13 protein-coding genes are annotated in these 15,340 nt (G+C 71.9%); 2 read left to right on the top strand and 11 right to left on the bottom strand.

What is annotated here, in order from left to right; translation table 11 throughout:
- Positions 1–5: 5 nt before the first annotated feature.
- Both A6A25_RS09905 and A6A25_RS09900 read right to left on the bottom strand, forming a co-directional pair.
- On the bottom strand, positions 6–644 hold the full coding sequence (locus A6A25_RS09905; protein ID WP_073887909.1) for a DUF2537 domain-containing protein: 639 nt from the start codon (positions 642–644) through the stop codon (positions 6–8).
- 63 nt (positions 645–707) lie between these two features.
- Positions 708–1,541: a TrmH family RNA methyltransferase gene (locus A6A25_RS09900; protein ID WP_073887908.1), complete on the bottom strand. Its 834-nt coding sequence runs from the start codon at positions 1,539–1,541 to the stop codon at positions 708–710.
- A 148-nt stretch (positions 1,542–1,689) separates the two neighbouring features.
- On the opposite strand from A6A25_RS09900, the gene A6A25_RS09895 reads away from it, so the two are divergent.
- A complete protein-coding gene (locus tag A6A25_RS09895) occupies positions 1,690–3,189 on the top strand; it encodes a glutamate-cysteine ligase family protein (protein WP_073887907.1) in 1,500 nt (499 codons plus the stop codon).
- A 54-nt stretch (positions 3,190–3,243) separates the two neighbouring features.
- Here A6A25_RS09895 and A6A25_RS09890 read toward each other — a convergent pair whose 3' ends face one another.
- The 7 genes from A6A25_RS09890 to A6A25_RS09860 form a co-directional block, all read right to left on the bottom strand.
- A complete protein-coding gene (locus tag A6A25_RS09890) occupies positions 3,244–3,663 on the bottom strand; it encodes a YciI family protein (RefSeq protein WP_073887906.1) in 420 nt (139 codons plus the stop codon).
- Positions 3,664–4,490: 827 nt separating this feature from the next.
- Positions 4,491–4,901 (bottom strand): hypothetical protein, encoded by a 411-nt coding sequence (locus tag A6A25_RS09885; protein ID WP_073887904.1) that lies wholly within the window; start codon positions 4,899–4,901, stop codon positions 4,491–4,493.
- Between the two features lie 4 nt (positions 4,902–4,905).
- Positions 4,906–6,516: an ABC-F family ATP-binding cassette domain-containing protein gene (locus tag A6A25_RS09880; protein ID WP_073887902.1), complete on the bottom strand. Its 1,611-nt coding sequence runs from the start codon at positions 6,514–6,516 to the stop codon at positions 4,906–4,908.
- Positions 6,517–6,667: 151 nt separating this feature from the next.
- The gene (locus tag A6A25_RS09875; protein ID WP_073887900.1) at positions 6,668–7,432 is read right to left on the bottom strand and encodes an ABC transporter permease; all 765 of its coding nucleotides are present in this window, start codon (positions 7,430–7,432) and stop codon (positions 6,668–6,670) included.
- A gap of 10 nt (positions 7,433–7,442) precedes the next feature.
- Positions 7,443–8,690, bottom strand: a complete 1,248-nt coding sequence (locus tag A6A25_RS09870; RefSeq protein WP_380735791.1) for an MFS transporter — start codon at positions 8,688–8,690, stop codon at positions 7,443–7,445.
- A gap of 85 nt (positions 8,691–8,775) precedes the next feature.
- Positions 8,776–9,240 (bottom strand): MarR family winged helix-turn-helix transcriptional regulator, encoded by a 465-nt coding sequence (locus A6A25_RS09865; protein ID WP_073887896.1) that lies wholly within the window; start codon positions 9,238–9,240, stop codon positions 8,776–8,778.
- Between the two features lie 28 nt (positions 9,241–9,268).
- Positions 9,269–10,768 carry an NCS2 family permease gene (locus A6A25_RS09860; protein WP_083668209.1) on the bottom strand — a complete coding sequence of 500 codons (1,500 nt, stop codon included), beginning with the start codon at positions 10,766–10,768 and terminating at the stop codon, positions 9,269–9,271.
- A 76-nt stretch (positions 10,769–10,844) separates the two neighbouring features.
- Between A6A25_RS09860 and A6A25_RS09855 the strand changes: the two genes are divergently transcribed.
- Positions 10,845–11,114: a DUF2530 domain-containing protein gene (locus A6A25_RS09855; RefSeq protein WP_073887892.1), complete on the top strand. Its 270-nt coding sequence runs from the start codon at positions 10,845–10,847 to the stop codon at positions 11,112–11,114.
- Between the two features lie 592 nt (positions 11,115–11,706).
- Here the strand turns inward: A6A25_RS09855 and A6A25_RS09850 are convergent.
- Both A6A25_RS09850 and A6A25_RS09845 read right to left on the bottom strand, forming a co-directional pair.
- On the bottom strand, positions 11,707–14,535 hold the full coding sequence (locus A6A25_RS09850; protein WP_073887889.1) for a sacsin N-terminal ATP-binding-like domain-containing protein: 2,829 nt from the start codon (positions 14,533–14,535) through the stop codon (positions 11,707–11,709).
- The gene (locus A6A25_RS09845; protein WP_073887887.1) at positions 14,532–15,302 is read right to left on the bottom strand and encodes a DUF3027 domain-containing protein; all 771 of its coding nucleotides are present in this window, start codon (positions 15,300–15,302) and stop codon (positions 14,532–14,534) included. Before A6A25_RS09845 ends, A6A25_RS09850 begins: the two co-directional genes overlap by 4 nt.
- Positions 15,303–15,340: the final 38 nt, after the last annotated feature.

Raw genomic sequence — 15,340 nt, 5'->3', positions numbered from 1 at the left:
CGCGCCTACACCGGTGCCAGCACGCTGGACAGCAGCAACGACAACCAGGCCGCCAGCACACCCGCCACCACGCCGTAGGCCACCCACCGCCACACCGGCACCTTCCGCGCCAGCCACACCGATGGGGTGATGCCGCCGACCACCAGGACGTTCGCCAGCACGGCGAGCCACTGGCTGGTCTCGCCCAACCCGACCGACAGCGTGTAGACGGTGAACGTCACCACGGCGGCGACGATGAAGCTGACCGTGAGCCCGGTGCCCCAGGGGGTCTCCTCCTGGGGTTCCGGCTGCTCGGCCCCACCTTCGCCGTCCTCTTCCGGCTCAGTGTCCGAGTCCGGGTCGTCGTCGACCGGGGCCTCCACGACCACCAGCTCACCGGTCACCGGGTCCGTGTACTCCACGGGCGTTCCCATATCGGCCGCCAACCTCCCCGCCAACTGACGTCCACGCCTGGTCACGAGCGCGCTCGCCGCGCCGTCGGAGGGCGTCTCGGCCCGCGTCACCGCGTCGGCCACCTTCGCCCACTCGTGCAACGCGTCGGCGAGCCCGGCGCCGAGCGGGAGCGTGTGGGGGTCGACTTCCCGCTCGCCCGCGTCGTCGCGGCCCGCGAGCACGGCCCGGCCGTCCTGGACCCGCAGTTCCACCTACGTCCTCCTCTGGTCGGGCACGGGTCGTGCTCGGGCGTGCCAAGGGAGAACGTAGCGCGTTCAGGCGATCGCGTAGAAGGCGATCGCGGCGGCGGTTGCCACGTTCAGCGAGTCGACACCCTCCGCCATCGGGATCCGGACCGCCAGGTCGGCCGCCGCGATGGCCTCCTCGGTCAGCCCCGGGCCCTCCGATCCGAGCAGCACCGCGGCCTTCCGGCCGCGCAGCCCGGCGTCGGCCAGGTTCTGCGAGTCCGCCCTCGGTGTGAGCGCGGCGACCGTGAAACCGTTGTGCCGCAGGAGGTCGAAGCCTTCGGTCAGGTTCGGCATCGACGCGAACGGCACGCGCAGCACGTGCCCCATGGAGACGCGGACGCTGCGCCGGTACAGCGGGTCGCTGCACCCCGGGCCGAGCAGCACGCCGTCGATGCCCAGCGCCGCCGCGTTGCGGAACAGCGAGCCCAGGTTCTCGTGGTCGCCGACGCCTTCCAGCACCGCCAGCCGCCTTGACGAGGCGACGAGTTCGGCCACGTCCGGCTGGGGTGCCCGGTCGGCGGCGGCCAGCACGCCCCGGTTGAGGTGGAACCCGACCACCTCGGCCATGACCTCGGCGGACGTCACGTACGCGGGTGCCGGCAGGTCACCGAGGGCTTCCACCCGCCGTCGCACGCCGAGCAGCCCGCGCACGGGGTAGGGCGACCGCAGGAGCCGTTCGACGACCACCACGCCCTCGGCGATCACCAGGCCGCGCCCGCCGGGTCGGTCCGGTCGCCGGTCGGCCGTCGACAGGTCCCGGAAGTCGTCCAGCCGGGGGTCGGCCGGGTCGTCGATCTCGATCACGCGAGCAGTGTCGCACTTGCCGGGAGGTGAACACCGCTCGTAGCGCGTATGTCGCATACGCACCCCTCTAACCAGCACCTTCTCGCTGATTGTTACCGCCGTGTGACAGAGAGCACCGATTTGGGCGCTGGCGGGCGAGAACTTGCTGTGTCACGGTTGGCCTCCGCTAAGCCCGCCGGAGCAGCCCTACCGATTGGGAGGCGGCATGGGTACGGATGTGTCCAGTCGGACGTTCACCAGAGAGGACCGCCAGCGCTACCGCGAGCGCATGCAGCGGTGCATGGACGCGCTGGGAACCATGCTGGTGGAGGAGAGCTTTTCCTTCCCGAGGCAGCAGATGGGGCTGGAGATCGAGCTGAACCTGGTCGACGGCGCGGGTCGGCCCGCGATGGCCAACTCCGAGGTGCTGGAGAAGATCGACGACCCGTCGTTCACGTTGGAACTGGGCCAGCACAACCTGGAGGTCAACGTCCCGCCGCGCGAGCTGGCCGGTGACGAGACGCTCGACCTGGAGAAGGAACTGGTTTCCACGCTGGCGTCGGCGGACGTGAAGGCGCACGACGCGGGGACGTCGATCGTGATGATCGGGGTGCTGCCGACGTTGCGGCACGAGCACTTCGACCGGCGGTGGCTGTCCCAGCAGCCGCGGTACACGACGTTGAACGACCAGATCCTCGCGGCGCGCGGCGAGGAGGTCGTGCTGTCGATGGAGGGCGCCCCGATGCCGGGGCGGTCGGGTGAGCGGCTGTCCAGTTACGCCGAGTCCATCATGCCGGAGGCGGCTTGCACGTCCGTGCAGCTGCACTTGCAGGTGGCACCGGACGATTTCGCGGCGCACTGGAACGCGGCGCAGGCGTTGGCCGGTGTGCAGGTGGCGATCGCGGCGAACTCGCCGTTCCTGCTCGGACGGGCGTTGTGGCACGAGACCCGGATACCGCTGTTCCTGCAGGCCACCGACACCCGTTCGCAGGAGCTGAAGAACCAGGGCGTCCGGCCGCGGGTGTGGTTCGGCGAGCGGTGGATCACGTCGATCTTCGACTTGTTCGAGGAGAACGTGCGGTACTTCCCGGCGTTGCTGCCGGAAACCGGTGACGAGGACCCGTTGGACGTGCTCGGGTCGGGCGGCACGCCGTCGTTGACGGAGTTGCGGCTGCACAACGGGACCGTGTGGCGCTGGAACCGCCCGGTGTACGACGTGGTGGACGGCGTGCCGCACCTGCGCGTGGAGAACCGCGTCCTGCCTGCCGGGCCGACCGTGCTCGACACGATGGCGAACGCCGCCTTCTTCTACGGCACCCAACGCGCTCTGACCACTTTGGAGCGTCCTCTGTGGACCCAGATGTCGTTCCACGCGGCGGAGGAGAACCTCTATGCCGGGTCGCGGCACGGGATGGGTTCCCAGCTGTACTGGCCGGGCATCGGCTGGGTGCCGCCGGACGAACTCGTCCTGCGCCGCCTCCTGCCGCTCGCCCACGAAGGCCTGCGGGCGTGCGGTGTGTCCGACGAGGCTCGCGAGCGCTACCTGGGTGTCATCGAGGCGAGGTGCCTGGCCAGGCGCACCGGTTCGCAGTGGCAGCGCGAGACCGTGGCGCTGCTGGAGGACCGGGGCGCCGACCGTGACGCCGCGTTGAGCGCGATGCTGGGCCGTTACGTCGAACTGTCGCACGCCGGCGAACCGGTCCACACGTGGCCGGTGGGCCTGTAACCCCTGCCGCACCCTGCCCGCCGCGCTCCCAGGCGCGGCGGGCCCGGGAGGCCTTCAGAGCTGCCCGGTGGCCTCCCGCCACGCCCGCTCCTTCTGGATCCACTCGTTGTCCTGCGGGAACTCGTCGATCGACGGCACCCGCCGAACCTCCGTCTTGAACCCGGCCCCCGCGATCGGCAACCGCTTGGCCCACTCGACGGCTTCCTCCTTGGAAGCCACGTTCAGGATGTAGAAGCCGTTGAACAGCTCCTTCGTCTCCCCGTACGGCCCGTCGGTGATGACGGGCGGCTCGGCCGAGTAGTCGACCACCACCCCCTCCGCCGCATCGGCGAGCCCTTCGGCGGCCACCAGCACACCGGCCCTGATCAGCTCGTCGTTGAACTTGCCGACCGTCTCCAACATCTCGCTGAAGTCGATCTCCCCCATGCTCGCGTATGCCTCGTCCGTCGCACGCATGATCAGCATGTACTTCATCGCTCGTTCTCCCTCACCGTCTTCCGGGCCCCTCGGCCCCGTTCACCCCAAGGTCGAACGACCGAACCCACCAATCGACACCCCGACCCAAATCCAACCTGTGACCACAGTCACATCCCCGCCACCCCACCGCACACCCACCCCGCCACCGCGCGCTGCCCCGCCCGCAGGCGCACACCATGCGCGATCACCGCACCCCATCTACCTCGCCGCACCACACTCGCCCGACCGCGTCCACCCATCCCACCGCGCCCGCGTGGCCCCACCTCACGGCGCCCGCGTGGCCGCTCACGGCGCCCGCGTGGCCGCACCTCACGCGCCACCCTCGGTCCGACCCCGCCACGCGTGGTCCGGGCGAGCCCACCTGGTCGGCCACACCTCACCCCATGTCCCACCGCTCCCACCGCGCGCGTGGGCGAGCGTCCATGCGGCCCGCGTGGTTCGGTCCCGGCTGCGTGGCGGGTGCGGGGCTGCGTGGGTTCGTATGGCTCGTGGCGGCGGGCTGTCCTTGCCCGCGCCGCCGCGTCCGCCCCGCGCGGTGCTCGCCGCGCCCGCCCGCCCGCCCGAGCCGTGCCGTGCCCGCCGAGTCCGTGCCCGCCGAGTCCGCGCTCGACCTTGCCCGCGTCGACTACGCACTCAGCTCAGCGTCCAGCTCCGTGTCAGCACCCAGCTCCGTGCCCGATGCCCAGTCCGGGGCCGGGGCGCCGCGCCTTCATTCTTCCGGCAACGTTTTCGGCGTTTCCATTGATCCCCGACCGCGACCGATTCGCGCGTTCGGGTGATCTTCACGCCGCCGTCGCCAGCCCTCCGAAAGCCGAAACCTAAGGTCAGCGACGCCGTCCGGCCTTCAGCGGGGCAACGTCGGCGCCGTCGTGGGAGCTGCGGCACTCGTCGGGGGTGACCGCCTCCACCGCCAGCGTCAGCATCCCCTTCACCCCGGTGTAGATGCTCTCGCCCGCCGACGCCAGCGACGTGTGCACCCGGTTCGAGTCGGAGAAGTCCCGCTCGTCCTTCGTGCGCTTCTTCCCGGCTTCCTCGGGCTTGGTCGCACTGCGCAGGTTGACCTCCAGCCACGCGGCGACCTCGGTCGGCGTGGTCAGGACCTCCTCCGGCGTGCGCTCCAACCGCTCCGAACGCGGGGAGGCGTGGTCGAGTGACGTGTGCTCCACATAGGCGTGCCAGTGCGTGTTGCGCAGCGACCACGTCTGCTCGATCGGCCAGTCCTCCTCGGTGCCCATGCGCCTATCTTGCCAGGGTCCGCACGTCCAAGGTGTGGTCAACCCCCACAGCCGACGCCAGCCTCCGGTCGTGGGTCACCAGCAGCAGCGTCCCCTCATAACCGTCCAGCGCCTGTTCCAACTGCTCGATGGCGGCCACGTCGAGGTGGTTGGTCGGCTCGTCCAGCACCAGGCACGTCGTCCCGCGCGCCTGCAGCACCGCCAACCCCGCCCGCGTCCGCTCACCCGGCGACAGCGAACGCGCCGGACGCAGCACGGCGTCCGCACCGACCCGGAACTTCGCCAGCAACGTCCGCGCCTCCACCTCCGCCAACCCGGTCGACCCGGTCACCACCTCCAGCACCGACGACGGCACGGCGAAGTCCGCGCGCACCTGGTCGACCTCACCCACCACCACCGCCGACCCTTGGCTGCGGTCACCGGCCACCAGCGGCAGCCGTCCCAGCAACGCACCGAGCAACGTCGACTTGCCCGACCCGTTGGGCCCGGCGATGCGCCACCGCTCACCCGCGCCGATGGTCAGGTCGATCGGCCCGAGCGTGACGTCACCCCGGCTGACCACCGCACCCCGCAACGTGAACGCGACCTGGCTGCCCCGACCCGCGCTGGGCAACGTCAACCGCAGTTCCCACGGTTCGCGCGGCTCCTCGACCTCCTTCAACCGCTCCAGCTGTCGGTCCACAACGGACGCCTTGGCGCTCAGGTTCTCCGCACCCTGCTTGCGCGCGAACTTGATGTTCTTGTCACTCTCGTCGGACTTCGCGTTGCGCCGCACGCCCTGCCGCGACCACTCCCGCGTCTGCCGCGCCCGTTGCACCAACGCGTCCCGCCGAGCCGCGTAGGCCTCGTACTCCTCCCACGCCCGCTGCCGCACCCGCGCCTGTTCCTGCACGTAGGCGTCCCACCCGCCGCCGAACACGCTCACCCGGTGGCTGAACTCGTCCAGCTCGGCGATCGCGGTCGTGGTGCGGGCCAGGAACTCGCGGTCGTGGCTGACCAGGACCATCCCGGCACGGCTGCGCAGCACGTGGGACTCCAGGACCTCCAGCCCGGCCAGGTCGAGGTCGTTGGTCGGCTCGTCGAGCAGCAGCACGTCGGCCGTCGTCAGCAGCACGGAGGCCAGTCGCAGCCGCGCCGACTGCCCGCCGGACAGCTCGCCCGATCCCCGCTCGTCCAGCAGCGTCGCCGGCAGGCCGAGCCGTTCGCACACCTCGCCGGCGCGTTCGGCGAAGTCGGCCGCGCCGGACGCGGTCCACACGTCGAACGCCCGCGCGTAGGCGTCCTCGGCTCCGGCGGCGCCCTCGCTCAACGCCTTCGTGGCCGCCTCGAACGCACGCTGCGCCGCCGCGACCCCCGTGCGCCGCGCCAAGTGGTCGCGCAACGACTCGCCGGGCCGGATCTCCGTCTCCTGGGTGAGGTGCGCGACCACCCCGCGGGCCGTCACCACACCGGAGTCGGGGGGCAGCTCACCGGCCAGCACGCGCAGCAACGTCGACTTGCCGACCCCGTTCGGCGCGACCAGGCCTACCCGTTCACCCGCGGGGACATCGAGATCCACCTCCGAGAGCACGGTCCGCGGACCGAACGACAGCGTGACGTTCCTGGCTGTCAACACCGCCCGATCGTGACACGCGCGCTTACCGTCGGCACCCGACTTTCCCCCGCGCCGGACACGACGAGGCCCCACCCACCCGGCGGTACGACCGGGAGGCGGGGCCTCGTCTGTTCCCGAACTGACTGCCGCTCCCACCACGAAGCGACGAGACTTAGGTTAGCCTAACTTCTCCCACAGCACCAGCCCTGCGCACCAGACCGCGCGCGACCAATTCCACGACCACCGCGATCGCCACCGCCTCGACCGCCAGCAGCCCCAGCAGCACGACGAGCTGCAACGCGCCCGCCTGCCACACCGGCGCCCCGCCCAGCAGCATCCCGACGAACGCCCCGGGCAACGTGACCAGCCCGACCGTCCGGGTCTGGTCCAGCGCCGGGATCAACGCCTCGGCCGCCGGCCGCCGCACCAGCTCGCGCACCGCCACCGGTTCGGTGAACCCCAGCGCCAGCGCCGCCTCGAACTCACCGTGCCGATCGCGCAACGTGTCCAGCGCCCGCCGCACCGACAACGTCGTGGCCGTCATCGCACCGCCGATCAGGATGCCCCCGACCGGCACCAGCGCGATCCCCCGCAACGGCACCAGACCACTCGCCACCAGCGCAACGAGCGCCGGCACCGTCCCGCCGAGGATCGCGAGCGCCACCCACACCCCACGCCGACCGGTCTTCGTGCGCGCCGCCGACGTCCCCGTCGCCACCCCCGCCATCAACACCAGGAACGCCGCCGTCAACGGCAACGACGCCAGCACCACCGTGATCACCGCCGACACGGCGGCCAGCTGCCCCGTCGCCCGAACAGCCGCCCGCACCACCGGCTTCGGCGACGCCAACCGCGCCCACCACACCACCGCCCCCGCGGCCGCGGTGAAGATCAAGCAGACGACCAGCAGCCGGACCCAGTCCGTCGCGATGACCACGGACCCATTGTCAGACGCGGGCGCGGCGACGCAGGCCGAGGCGGTACGTCGGCAGCTTCAGACCACCCCGTCGCGCCAGCACGATCCCACCGACGACGGCCGCCAGGATCGACACCGCACCGCCGACGACCAGCGGTGCCCGCGCGGTGAAGTGCTCGGCCAGCCAGCCCATCACCGGGCCGCCCACCGGGTTCCCGCCCAGGAACACCAGCATGTACAGCCCCATCACCCGACCGCGCATTGCCGGCGACACGGCCAGCTGCACGGTCGCGTTCGCGGTGGTCGTGAACGTCATCATGGCGATGCCGAGCGGGATCAGCGCCGCGCCCGTCCACCATATTGTAGGCAATACTCCGGCTACGATCTCCAGTACACCGAATGCCAACGCGCCGATGATCAGCAACCGCATCCGCGGCTTGCCGTTCGCACTGCGCTTCGCGGCCAACGTCGCACCCGCCAGCGTGCCGACGGCCAACATTGTAGACAGTAGCCCGTATGCATCAGCGTCACCGCCGAAGGTGTTGCGCGCCAGCACGGCCAGGGTGACGTAGAAGTTCAGTCCAAACGTGCTGATGAAGAACACCATGCACAGCAGGATCACCAGGTCGGCACGCTTGCGCACGTACCGCAGGCCCTCCCGCAGCTGTCCCTTCTCCCGCGGCACGGGCTCACCGCGGTGCAGTTCGGCCGCACGCATCAGCAACAGCCCGCCCAGCACACCGAGGAAGCTGACGGCGTTGATCAGGAACACCCACCCGGTCCCCACGAAGATGATCATCACGCCGGCCACCGCCGGGCCGACCATCCGGGCCAGGTTGAACGTCATGGCGTTCAACGCCACCGCGTTGGTGAGCTGGTCGCGCCCGACCATCTCGACCACGAAGCTCTGCCGCACCGGCGTCTCCACCGCCGACACCGCGCCCAGCACCAAGCACAACAGGTAGACGTGCCACAGCTCGACCACACCGGTCACGTCGAGCAGCCCGAGCGTCAGCGCGCACAGCCCGAGCCCGGTCTCCAGCACGAGCAGCAGCTTGCGCTTGTCCATCCGGTCGGCGAGCACGCCCGCCCACAGCGACAGGAACAACGTCGGCGCGAACTGCAGCGCGGCGGCGATGCCCAGGGCGACCGGCGAGCCGTCGGACAGCTCCAGCACCAGCCAGTCCTGCGCGACGCGCTGCATCCACAGCCCGACCAGCGAGACGACCTGGCCGGACGCGTAGAGGCGGTAGTTGCGGACGCGCAGGGAGCCGAACATGCGCCGGCGCGGCGGTGGTGCGGGTGCGGCTGGGTTGCGTTCGACCTGGTCTGCCCCTGCACCACCCGCGTACGCCGGCACTTCGTTACTGCCCCGCCATCCTGTCGATTATCTCGGCGGCGCGCGACAGCACGCCCCGCTCCTGCGGTGTCAGCTCGGCCAGCCGCTTGTCCAGCCAGGCTTCCCGCGCGGACACCTCTTCGTTGATGTACCTCAGCCCCGCCTCGCTCAGCTCCACGATGGCCTGGCGGCCGTCGGTGGGGTGGGGGCGGCGCGTGGCGAACCCGTACTCCTCCAGGGCGGCGATCACCCTGGTCATGGACGGTGGCTGGACGCCTTCCTTGGCGGCCAGCTCGCCCGGCGTCAGGGGTCCGCACTTGTGCAGCGTCGACAGCGCGGACACCTGGGTAAGCGAGATCGCGGAGTTCACCCGCTGCGCGCGGAGCCTCCGGTTGAGCCGGACGACGGCCAGTCTCAGTCGACTCGCCAGTCCCACTTCAGCCTCGGTCTCCGCCACGTAGTTAGCATACCTCACGATCTCTGCGCCCATCGTGTGAACTTGCCCATCCCGCCGGCGGTCAGCCCGCGAAAGCGGCCTGGATGGGGCCGATCGCGAAGTAGACGACGAACGCGGCGGCCACGATCCACATGAGCGGGTGCACGCTGCGCGCACGCCCGGTGAGCGCCCGCAGCACCACGTAGCTGACGAAACCCGCGCCGATGCCGTTCGCGATCGAGTACGTGAACGGCATGATCACGATGGTGAGGAACGCGGGCAGGCCGACGGAGAAGTCCGCGAAGTCGATCTCCTTGATCTGCATGATCATCAGCGCGCCGACGACGACCAGCGCGGGCGCCGCCGCCTCGATCGGCACCACCGCGTACAGCGGCGTGAGGAACATGGCGGCCAGGAACAGCAGGCCGGTGACGATGTTGGCCAGCCCGGTCCGCGCGCCCTCGGCGATGCCGGACGCCGATTCGATGTAGACGGTGTTGGACGAGGACGACGCCGCACCGCCCGCGACCGCGCCGACGCCGTCCACGAACAGCGCCTTCGACACGCCCGGCAGCTGGCCGTCCTTGCCGATGAGCCCGGCTTCCTTGCCCAGGCCGGTCATCGTGCCGACGGTGTCGAAGAAGTCCGTGAGGACCAGCGTGAACACCAGCAGCGCGGCGGTCAGCGCGGGCACGCGGGTCCACGCGCCGAACGACACGTCACCCAGGAGGGCGAGGTCGGGCAACCCGAACACCTGTTCCGGCAACCCGGGGTAGCCGAGGTTCCACCCGGTCGGGTTGGTGCCCTGCGACGGGCCCGCCTTGACGATCGCCTCGATCACGATGGACAGCACGGTCGCCGCGAGCACGCCGATCAGGATCGCGCCCTTGACCTTGCGCGCGACCAGGATGCCGGTGACCACCAGGCCGACCACGAAGACGAACGTCGGCCAGGACGCGATGGACCCGTTGATGCCGAGCCCGACCGGCACGGTGGTGCCCGCCGCGTCGGGCAGGCGTCGCACGAAACCGGCGTCGACCAGGCCGATGAAGCAGATGAACAGCCCGATGCCGACCGCGATGGCGGCCTTCAGCTCCGCGGGCACCGCGTTGAACACGGCCGTGCGGACACCCGTGACGACGAGCAGGAGGACGACGAGGCCGTTGACCACGACCAGGCCCATCGCTTCGGGCCAGGACATCTGCGGCACGATCGTGACGGCCACGAACGAGTTGATGCCCAGGCCCGTGGCCAGCGCGAACGGGTAGTTGGCGACGAGTCCGAAGAGGATCGTCAGGACACCCGCGACCAGCGCCGTCACCGCCGCGACCTGCGGGATGGTGAGGATGTTGCCGAGCACGTCGACCTTCGCGCCGGGTGCGTCGGCGGCGAAGCTGCCCAGGATCAGCGGGTTCAGCACGACGATGTAGGCCATGGTCACGAACGTGACCAGCCCGCCGCGCACCTCCCGCCCGACCGACGAGCCGCGTTCGGAGATCTTGAAGAACCGGTCCAACCCGGACCGGGCCTGCCCACCCGGTGGCGTCTTCGCGGCGGGTGTCTCGGCGGTGGCCATACTCATCTCCTCGGCGGTCGGTCGGTGTGGCGAGCAGGCAGAGCGTGCCCCACGCGTGTTTCCGCCAGGTAGCCTGCCCGACGTGGCCGAACAGGACGCAACACCCCTCCCACCCCCGCCCCCGCTACCGCCGAAACTGGCCGACCCCGTGCCCGCGATCGCGGTCGGGACGGCCCTGTGGTGGCTGGCGCTGGCGGGCGCGCTGGTGTTCGGTGACGGTTTCGGGGTCGTGGCGTGGACGTGCCTGTCCGGCGGCGTGCTGGGCATCATCGGCTACGGCATCTTCACCTGGCAACGCTCCGCCGCCCGCCGCGGCAGCCGCACCGCCCAACACGGCCAAGGCCTGGAGTGACCCCCACCCAGCCCACCACCCCCTCAGGCCTCGCCTAACCCACACCCCTCGCCCCGGCCCCCTGCTCCGCCGACAGCGACGGCCCTGGCCTGCCCGCACCGCCGGGCCCGGCCGACCTCCGTCCCACCCACACCATCGGCCCCCGGCTGACCCGCAACCCTCGGCCCGCCGACGGCCCGCCGACCGCGACGGCCCTGGCCTGCCCACACTCCAGGGCCCGGCCGACCTCCGTCCCACCAACACCGCCGGCCGCGACTGCGCTCCAGTCCGCCCACGCTGTCGACCCGGGTTGACCACCGGCCCGACCGCGCCCTCGACCCGGGTTGACCACCGACCCGCCTGAGCCCTCGGCCCCGGCTGGTCTCCACCAACCCGCACCGTTCGACCCCGGCTGGCCTTCGTCCACCCCGCCCCGCGCCCTCGCGGCTGGGCTCGCGGCGGCTGGCGTCGCGGACGCCCTCGACAGACGACGCGGCGCACTTGCGGCTGACACTGGGGGCCGGGGCGCCGCACCTCCTTCTTTTCCGGCAACAAATCCGGGGTTTCCATTCATCCCCGAACCTGCATACCCAATAGGGTGATCTTGGCGCGGTCAGCCCAGCAGGACAGCCGGTGTCGGGTCGGCGATCAGTGCGGCGAACGTGTGGCGATCATCCCATCGCCCGGTCGTCCACGCCAGCGCACGAGCCAAGCCCTCGGGTGTGTCGGCGGCGTGCACGACACCGGATTCCACCCACCACGACACCGAGTGCTCCGCACCCTCGGCCGCCACCACAAGATCATCGTGCACGACCAGCGAACCGGCCGGCAGCTCGACGCCGAGCAGGTCGCACGCCAGTCGCACCGCGCCCAGCTCCGACCAGATCACCTCGTCACCCACCCCGACGACCGCCCCGGACACCTCTTCCGACGCCAACGGCAACGCCAGCAGTTCCGCCAGCTCCGCCGCCGCGCCGGACGACGCCAGCACCTGGGCGGGCGGCAGAACGCCCAGCAGCCACGGCAGGTCGAGCACCAGCACGTCGTCGGCAGGTTCGGCGGCACCGGTCAGCACCCGCACCCGGTCCGGTGGCTCGACGCTCACCGAGTCCGCGACCTCCGCCAGCAACGCGTGCACCCGCAGCACCAAGGCGTCGGACAGTTTCCGCTCGGGATCACCCAACCGAGCGATCAAATCCATCACATCGTCGGAATCCACCACGGTCAACGACGTCCGCACCCCGGCCGCAGCGAGCACGTGCGGCGGCAGGCCGACCGACGGCACGACGTCGTACAAACCCGCCAGCCCGTCCGCGTCGGGCAGCCGCCACGACCCGAGCGGCACGCCGTCGATCGTCGCGTAACGGGCCAGCCACCAGCCCGTGTACCCGTCCGGCTCGGTCACCGCGCGCCACGCCACCGGGTCGGCGGCCATCATCGCCAACGCGGCGGGCCACTTGTCCCGCGCGACGAGGTCCAGGTCACGGATGCCCAGCACCCGCGCGGGCGGCACGTCGAACGCGTCCCACCAGTAGCCCTCGTCGGCCAGGTCGTGGTCGGGTTCGGTGGGCGAGTCGTCGTCGACCACGGTGAACCCGTCGATCACGCCGACATCGGTCAACACCGACCGCGGCCACTCCGTCGCCACCGACGCGTCCAGCACCCCGAACGGCGCGTCGGGCTCCAGCACCGACAGCAGCGCCGAGTCCGGCAGCACGAGTTCGTCGGCACGCCGCCACTCGCCGTCCGCCGACGGCAGCGCCAACTCCGCCAGCCACGGCCGCCCACCGGCCCGCGACACCAGCCGCAGCACGGTCCGCACCAGCTCGGGCCCGTCGAGCGCGGGGTCGTCCAGGCTGCGGTGCACGGCCTCGCGCACCGCGTCGGAGTCCAGCAGCTCCGCCGGACCGGCCTCGGTCGCACCCAGCCGCAGCAGCAGCGGGTGCGCGGCCTCGGGGTGCGCGATCCGCAGCCCGGACACCGAGAACAGCTCTGAGTCCGTCCCCACCAGCACCCCGCGCGGGCTGCTCACCAGCCGCCCGTCCACCAGCGGCACGGGCAGGCTGCCCATCTCCTCGCGCGCGGTGGAGTCGACGTCCGCGACCGGTGACAGCGCGTCGTACACCTGGTGCCACCACGACGGGTCGCCGCCGACACCGGCCAGCGCGGCGACCACTTCGGACACGCCCAGCCGCGGCACTTCCAGCGCGGCCAGCGCCTTGGCGTGCGGCGGCAGCGTCAGCTCGTAGTCCAGGAGCCCGGGGATCACGTCCTCCAGCAGCTCGACCAGCTCGAACGACGCCAGGTCCAGCACCTTCGCGGTCGACGGCGCGGCCCACTCGCCGTCCGCGAGCGGCAGCCACGGCGCGTCCCGCAACGCCCGCAGGATCCCGGTCCGCAACCGGTCGTCCACTTCGGACAGCGGGAATCCGGGCAACGGCACCAGCGTCGTCCGCTCGACCGCGGGCAGCTTGGCCACCAGCTCGGGGTACGCCGACGCGGCCTGCTCCAGCACGAACGTCGCCGCCGCACCTGCCAGCACCCGCCGCCGGGACGGTTCCACGGGCAGGGTCGCGATCAGCCGCGCGGGCAGCGACAGCTTCTCGTCGGTCGGCGTGGGCGCGTGCAGCACGTCACCGGACAGCGGCTCGTCCATCGGCCACGCCCAGCACGCCGACCACTGCGGCCGCGACTCGACGCCCGCGACCAGCGACGCGGGCAGCTCGCCACCGACCCGGTGCACCAGCCACCGCTGCTCCCCACCGGGACCGGTCAGCACCACCACGCCGTCGGCCTCGGACCGCTCCCACGCGTCGGCGCCGACCTCGACCCGCCGCAACCCGGGCAACGCCAGCAGCAGGTCGGGCACCTGTGCCGCGAGCTCGGCGAGCAGGCCGTCGGCGGGCACCTTCAGCGGCAGCCGCACCTCGGTGTCGAACCCGTCCGGCAGGTCCGTCTCGTCCGACGGCCACACCAGCCGCAGCACGGGCACGTCACCGCCGCGCGCGGACGCCTGCGACGGCACCGCCTCCCGCGTCCGGGCGGCCGAGAACGCCACCGCACCGGTCCGCGACACCACGCGCGGCTCGTCCGTCACCGCCAGCACGGCGGCGAAACCCACGCCGAACTGGCCGACCGTGTCCGCCGCCTTCGACGACGCGCGCAACGACGCCAGCGCCGCCACACCGGCCGCGTCCAGCGGCGCGCCCGTGTTCGCCGCACGCAGTTCGCCGTCCACAAGGGACAGTCGCAGCACGCCGGGCGCGTCTCCCGCCGCGTCGGACGCGTTCTGCGCCAGCTCCACCAGCAGCCGGTCGCGGTACCCGCCGAGCCGCAGGTCCTCCTCGGCGTTGGCGTCCTCGCGGAACCGGGTGGGCGAGCCGCGCCACGCGGCCAGCACCGACTCGCGCAGCGCCTCGGTGCCGAACGGGTCCGCGCTCACTTCCCGCTCTCGGAGTTGGCCTCGACGTCGAGCACCGCGTCGTCGTAGACGACCTCGGCGACCGGCACCAGGGGGCCACCCTCGACCTCGGTCTCGGAGTGCGCGCCGCACCCGTACTCGACGTGCACGACGTGGCCGTCCGCCGGCGTCATCTCGTTCGCGCACACCCCGAACGCGGCGCCGAGCGAGCCGGTGATCCGGGTGTAGAAGCCGCACGTGCCACAGGTGGCGGGCGCGCTGCGGGCCATCTCGCTGCGCGGGCCGAAGTCGCCGCCGTGCCAGCGCTGGGCGGCGTCGAGGACACCTTCGCGCGACAGCACGCGCACCCGGCCGAGCCCGACCTCCAGGGCCACCTCTTCGACCGCCGGGTCGTCCGAGGCGACGTAGCCGGGCGCCAGGCGCGGGTCGTCCTCGGGGGTGGGCAGCAGGTCGCCGACGCCGAGGTCGCCCGCGCGCACCCGCTCGTGCCACGGCACCCACTCGGGCGCGACCAGCGCGTCGTCGCCGGGCAGCAGCACGACCTCGCTCACCGAGAGCGGCGTGCCGGGGCCGGCGAACGCGACCGTGACGGCCCAGTTCCAGCCGCGGTAGCCCGCGTGCTCGGCCTCGAACAGGTGCGTCGCCGACACCTCGTCCTCGGCGACGGTGCCCACGTGGTCGCCGACGCGTTCCGCGCCCGCCTCCTCTTGTGCGGCGGCTCGGGCGAGCCGGACTGCCGCTGGGTCGGCGAGCGCTGGATCGGGCTGGCGGGTCGGCGTGGCGGTCACAGGTGAATTGTGCCGCACGTGTTCGCCGCGCCGTGCAC

Source organism: Saccharothrix sp. CB00851 (assembly GCF_001905065.1).
Taxonomy (GTDB): Bacteria; Actinomycetota; Actinomycetes; order Mycobacteriales; family Pseudonocardiaceae; genus Actinosynnema.
The sequence above is the reverse complement of the archived record's forward strand: the minus strand, read 5'-3'. Positions and strand labels throughout refer to the sequence as shown.

What these genes read in the sequence shown, in the direction of transcription:
- A6A25_RS09900 (WP_073887908.1), bottom strand. Translation starts at nt 1,541, where the DNA reads ATGCGACATACGCGCTACGAGCGGTGTTCACCTCCCGGCAAGTGCGAC.
- A6A25_RS09895 (WP_073887907.1), top strand. Translation starts at nt 1,690, where the DNA reads ATGGGTACGGATGTGTCCAGTCGGACGTTCACCAGAGAGGACCGCCAG.
- A6A25_RS09890 (WP_073887906.1), bottom strand. Translation starts at nt 3,663, where the DNA reads ATGAAGTACATGCTGATCATGCGTGCGACGGACGAGGCATACGCGAGC.
- A6A25_RS09885 (WP_073887904.1), bottom strand. Translation starts at nt 4,901, where the DNA reads ATGGGCACCGAGGAGGACTGGCCGATCGAGCAGACGTGGTCGCTGCGC.
- A6A25_RS09870 (WP_380735791.1), bottom strand. Translation starts at nt 8,690, where the DNA reads ATGTTCGGCTCCCTGCGCGTCCGCAACTACCGCCTCTACGCGTCCGGC.
- A6A25_RS09865 (WP_073887896.1), bottom strand. Translation starts at nt 9,240, where the DNA reads ATGGGCGCAGAGATCGTGAGGTATGCTAACTACGTGGCGGAGACCGAG.
- A6A25_RS09860 (WP_083668209.1), bottom strand. Translation starts at nt 10,768, where the DNA reads ATGAGTATGGCCACCGCCGAGACACCCGCCGCGAAGACGCCACCGGGT.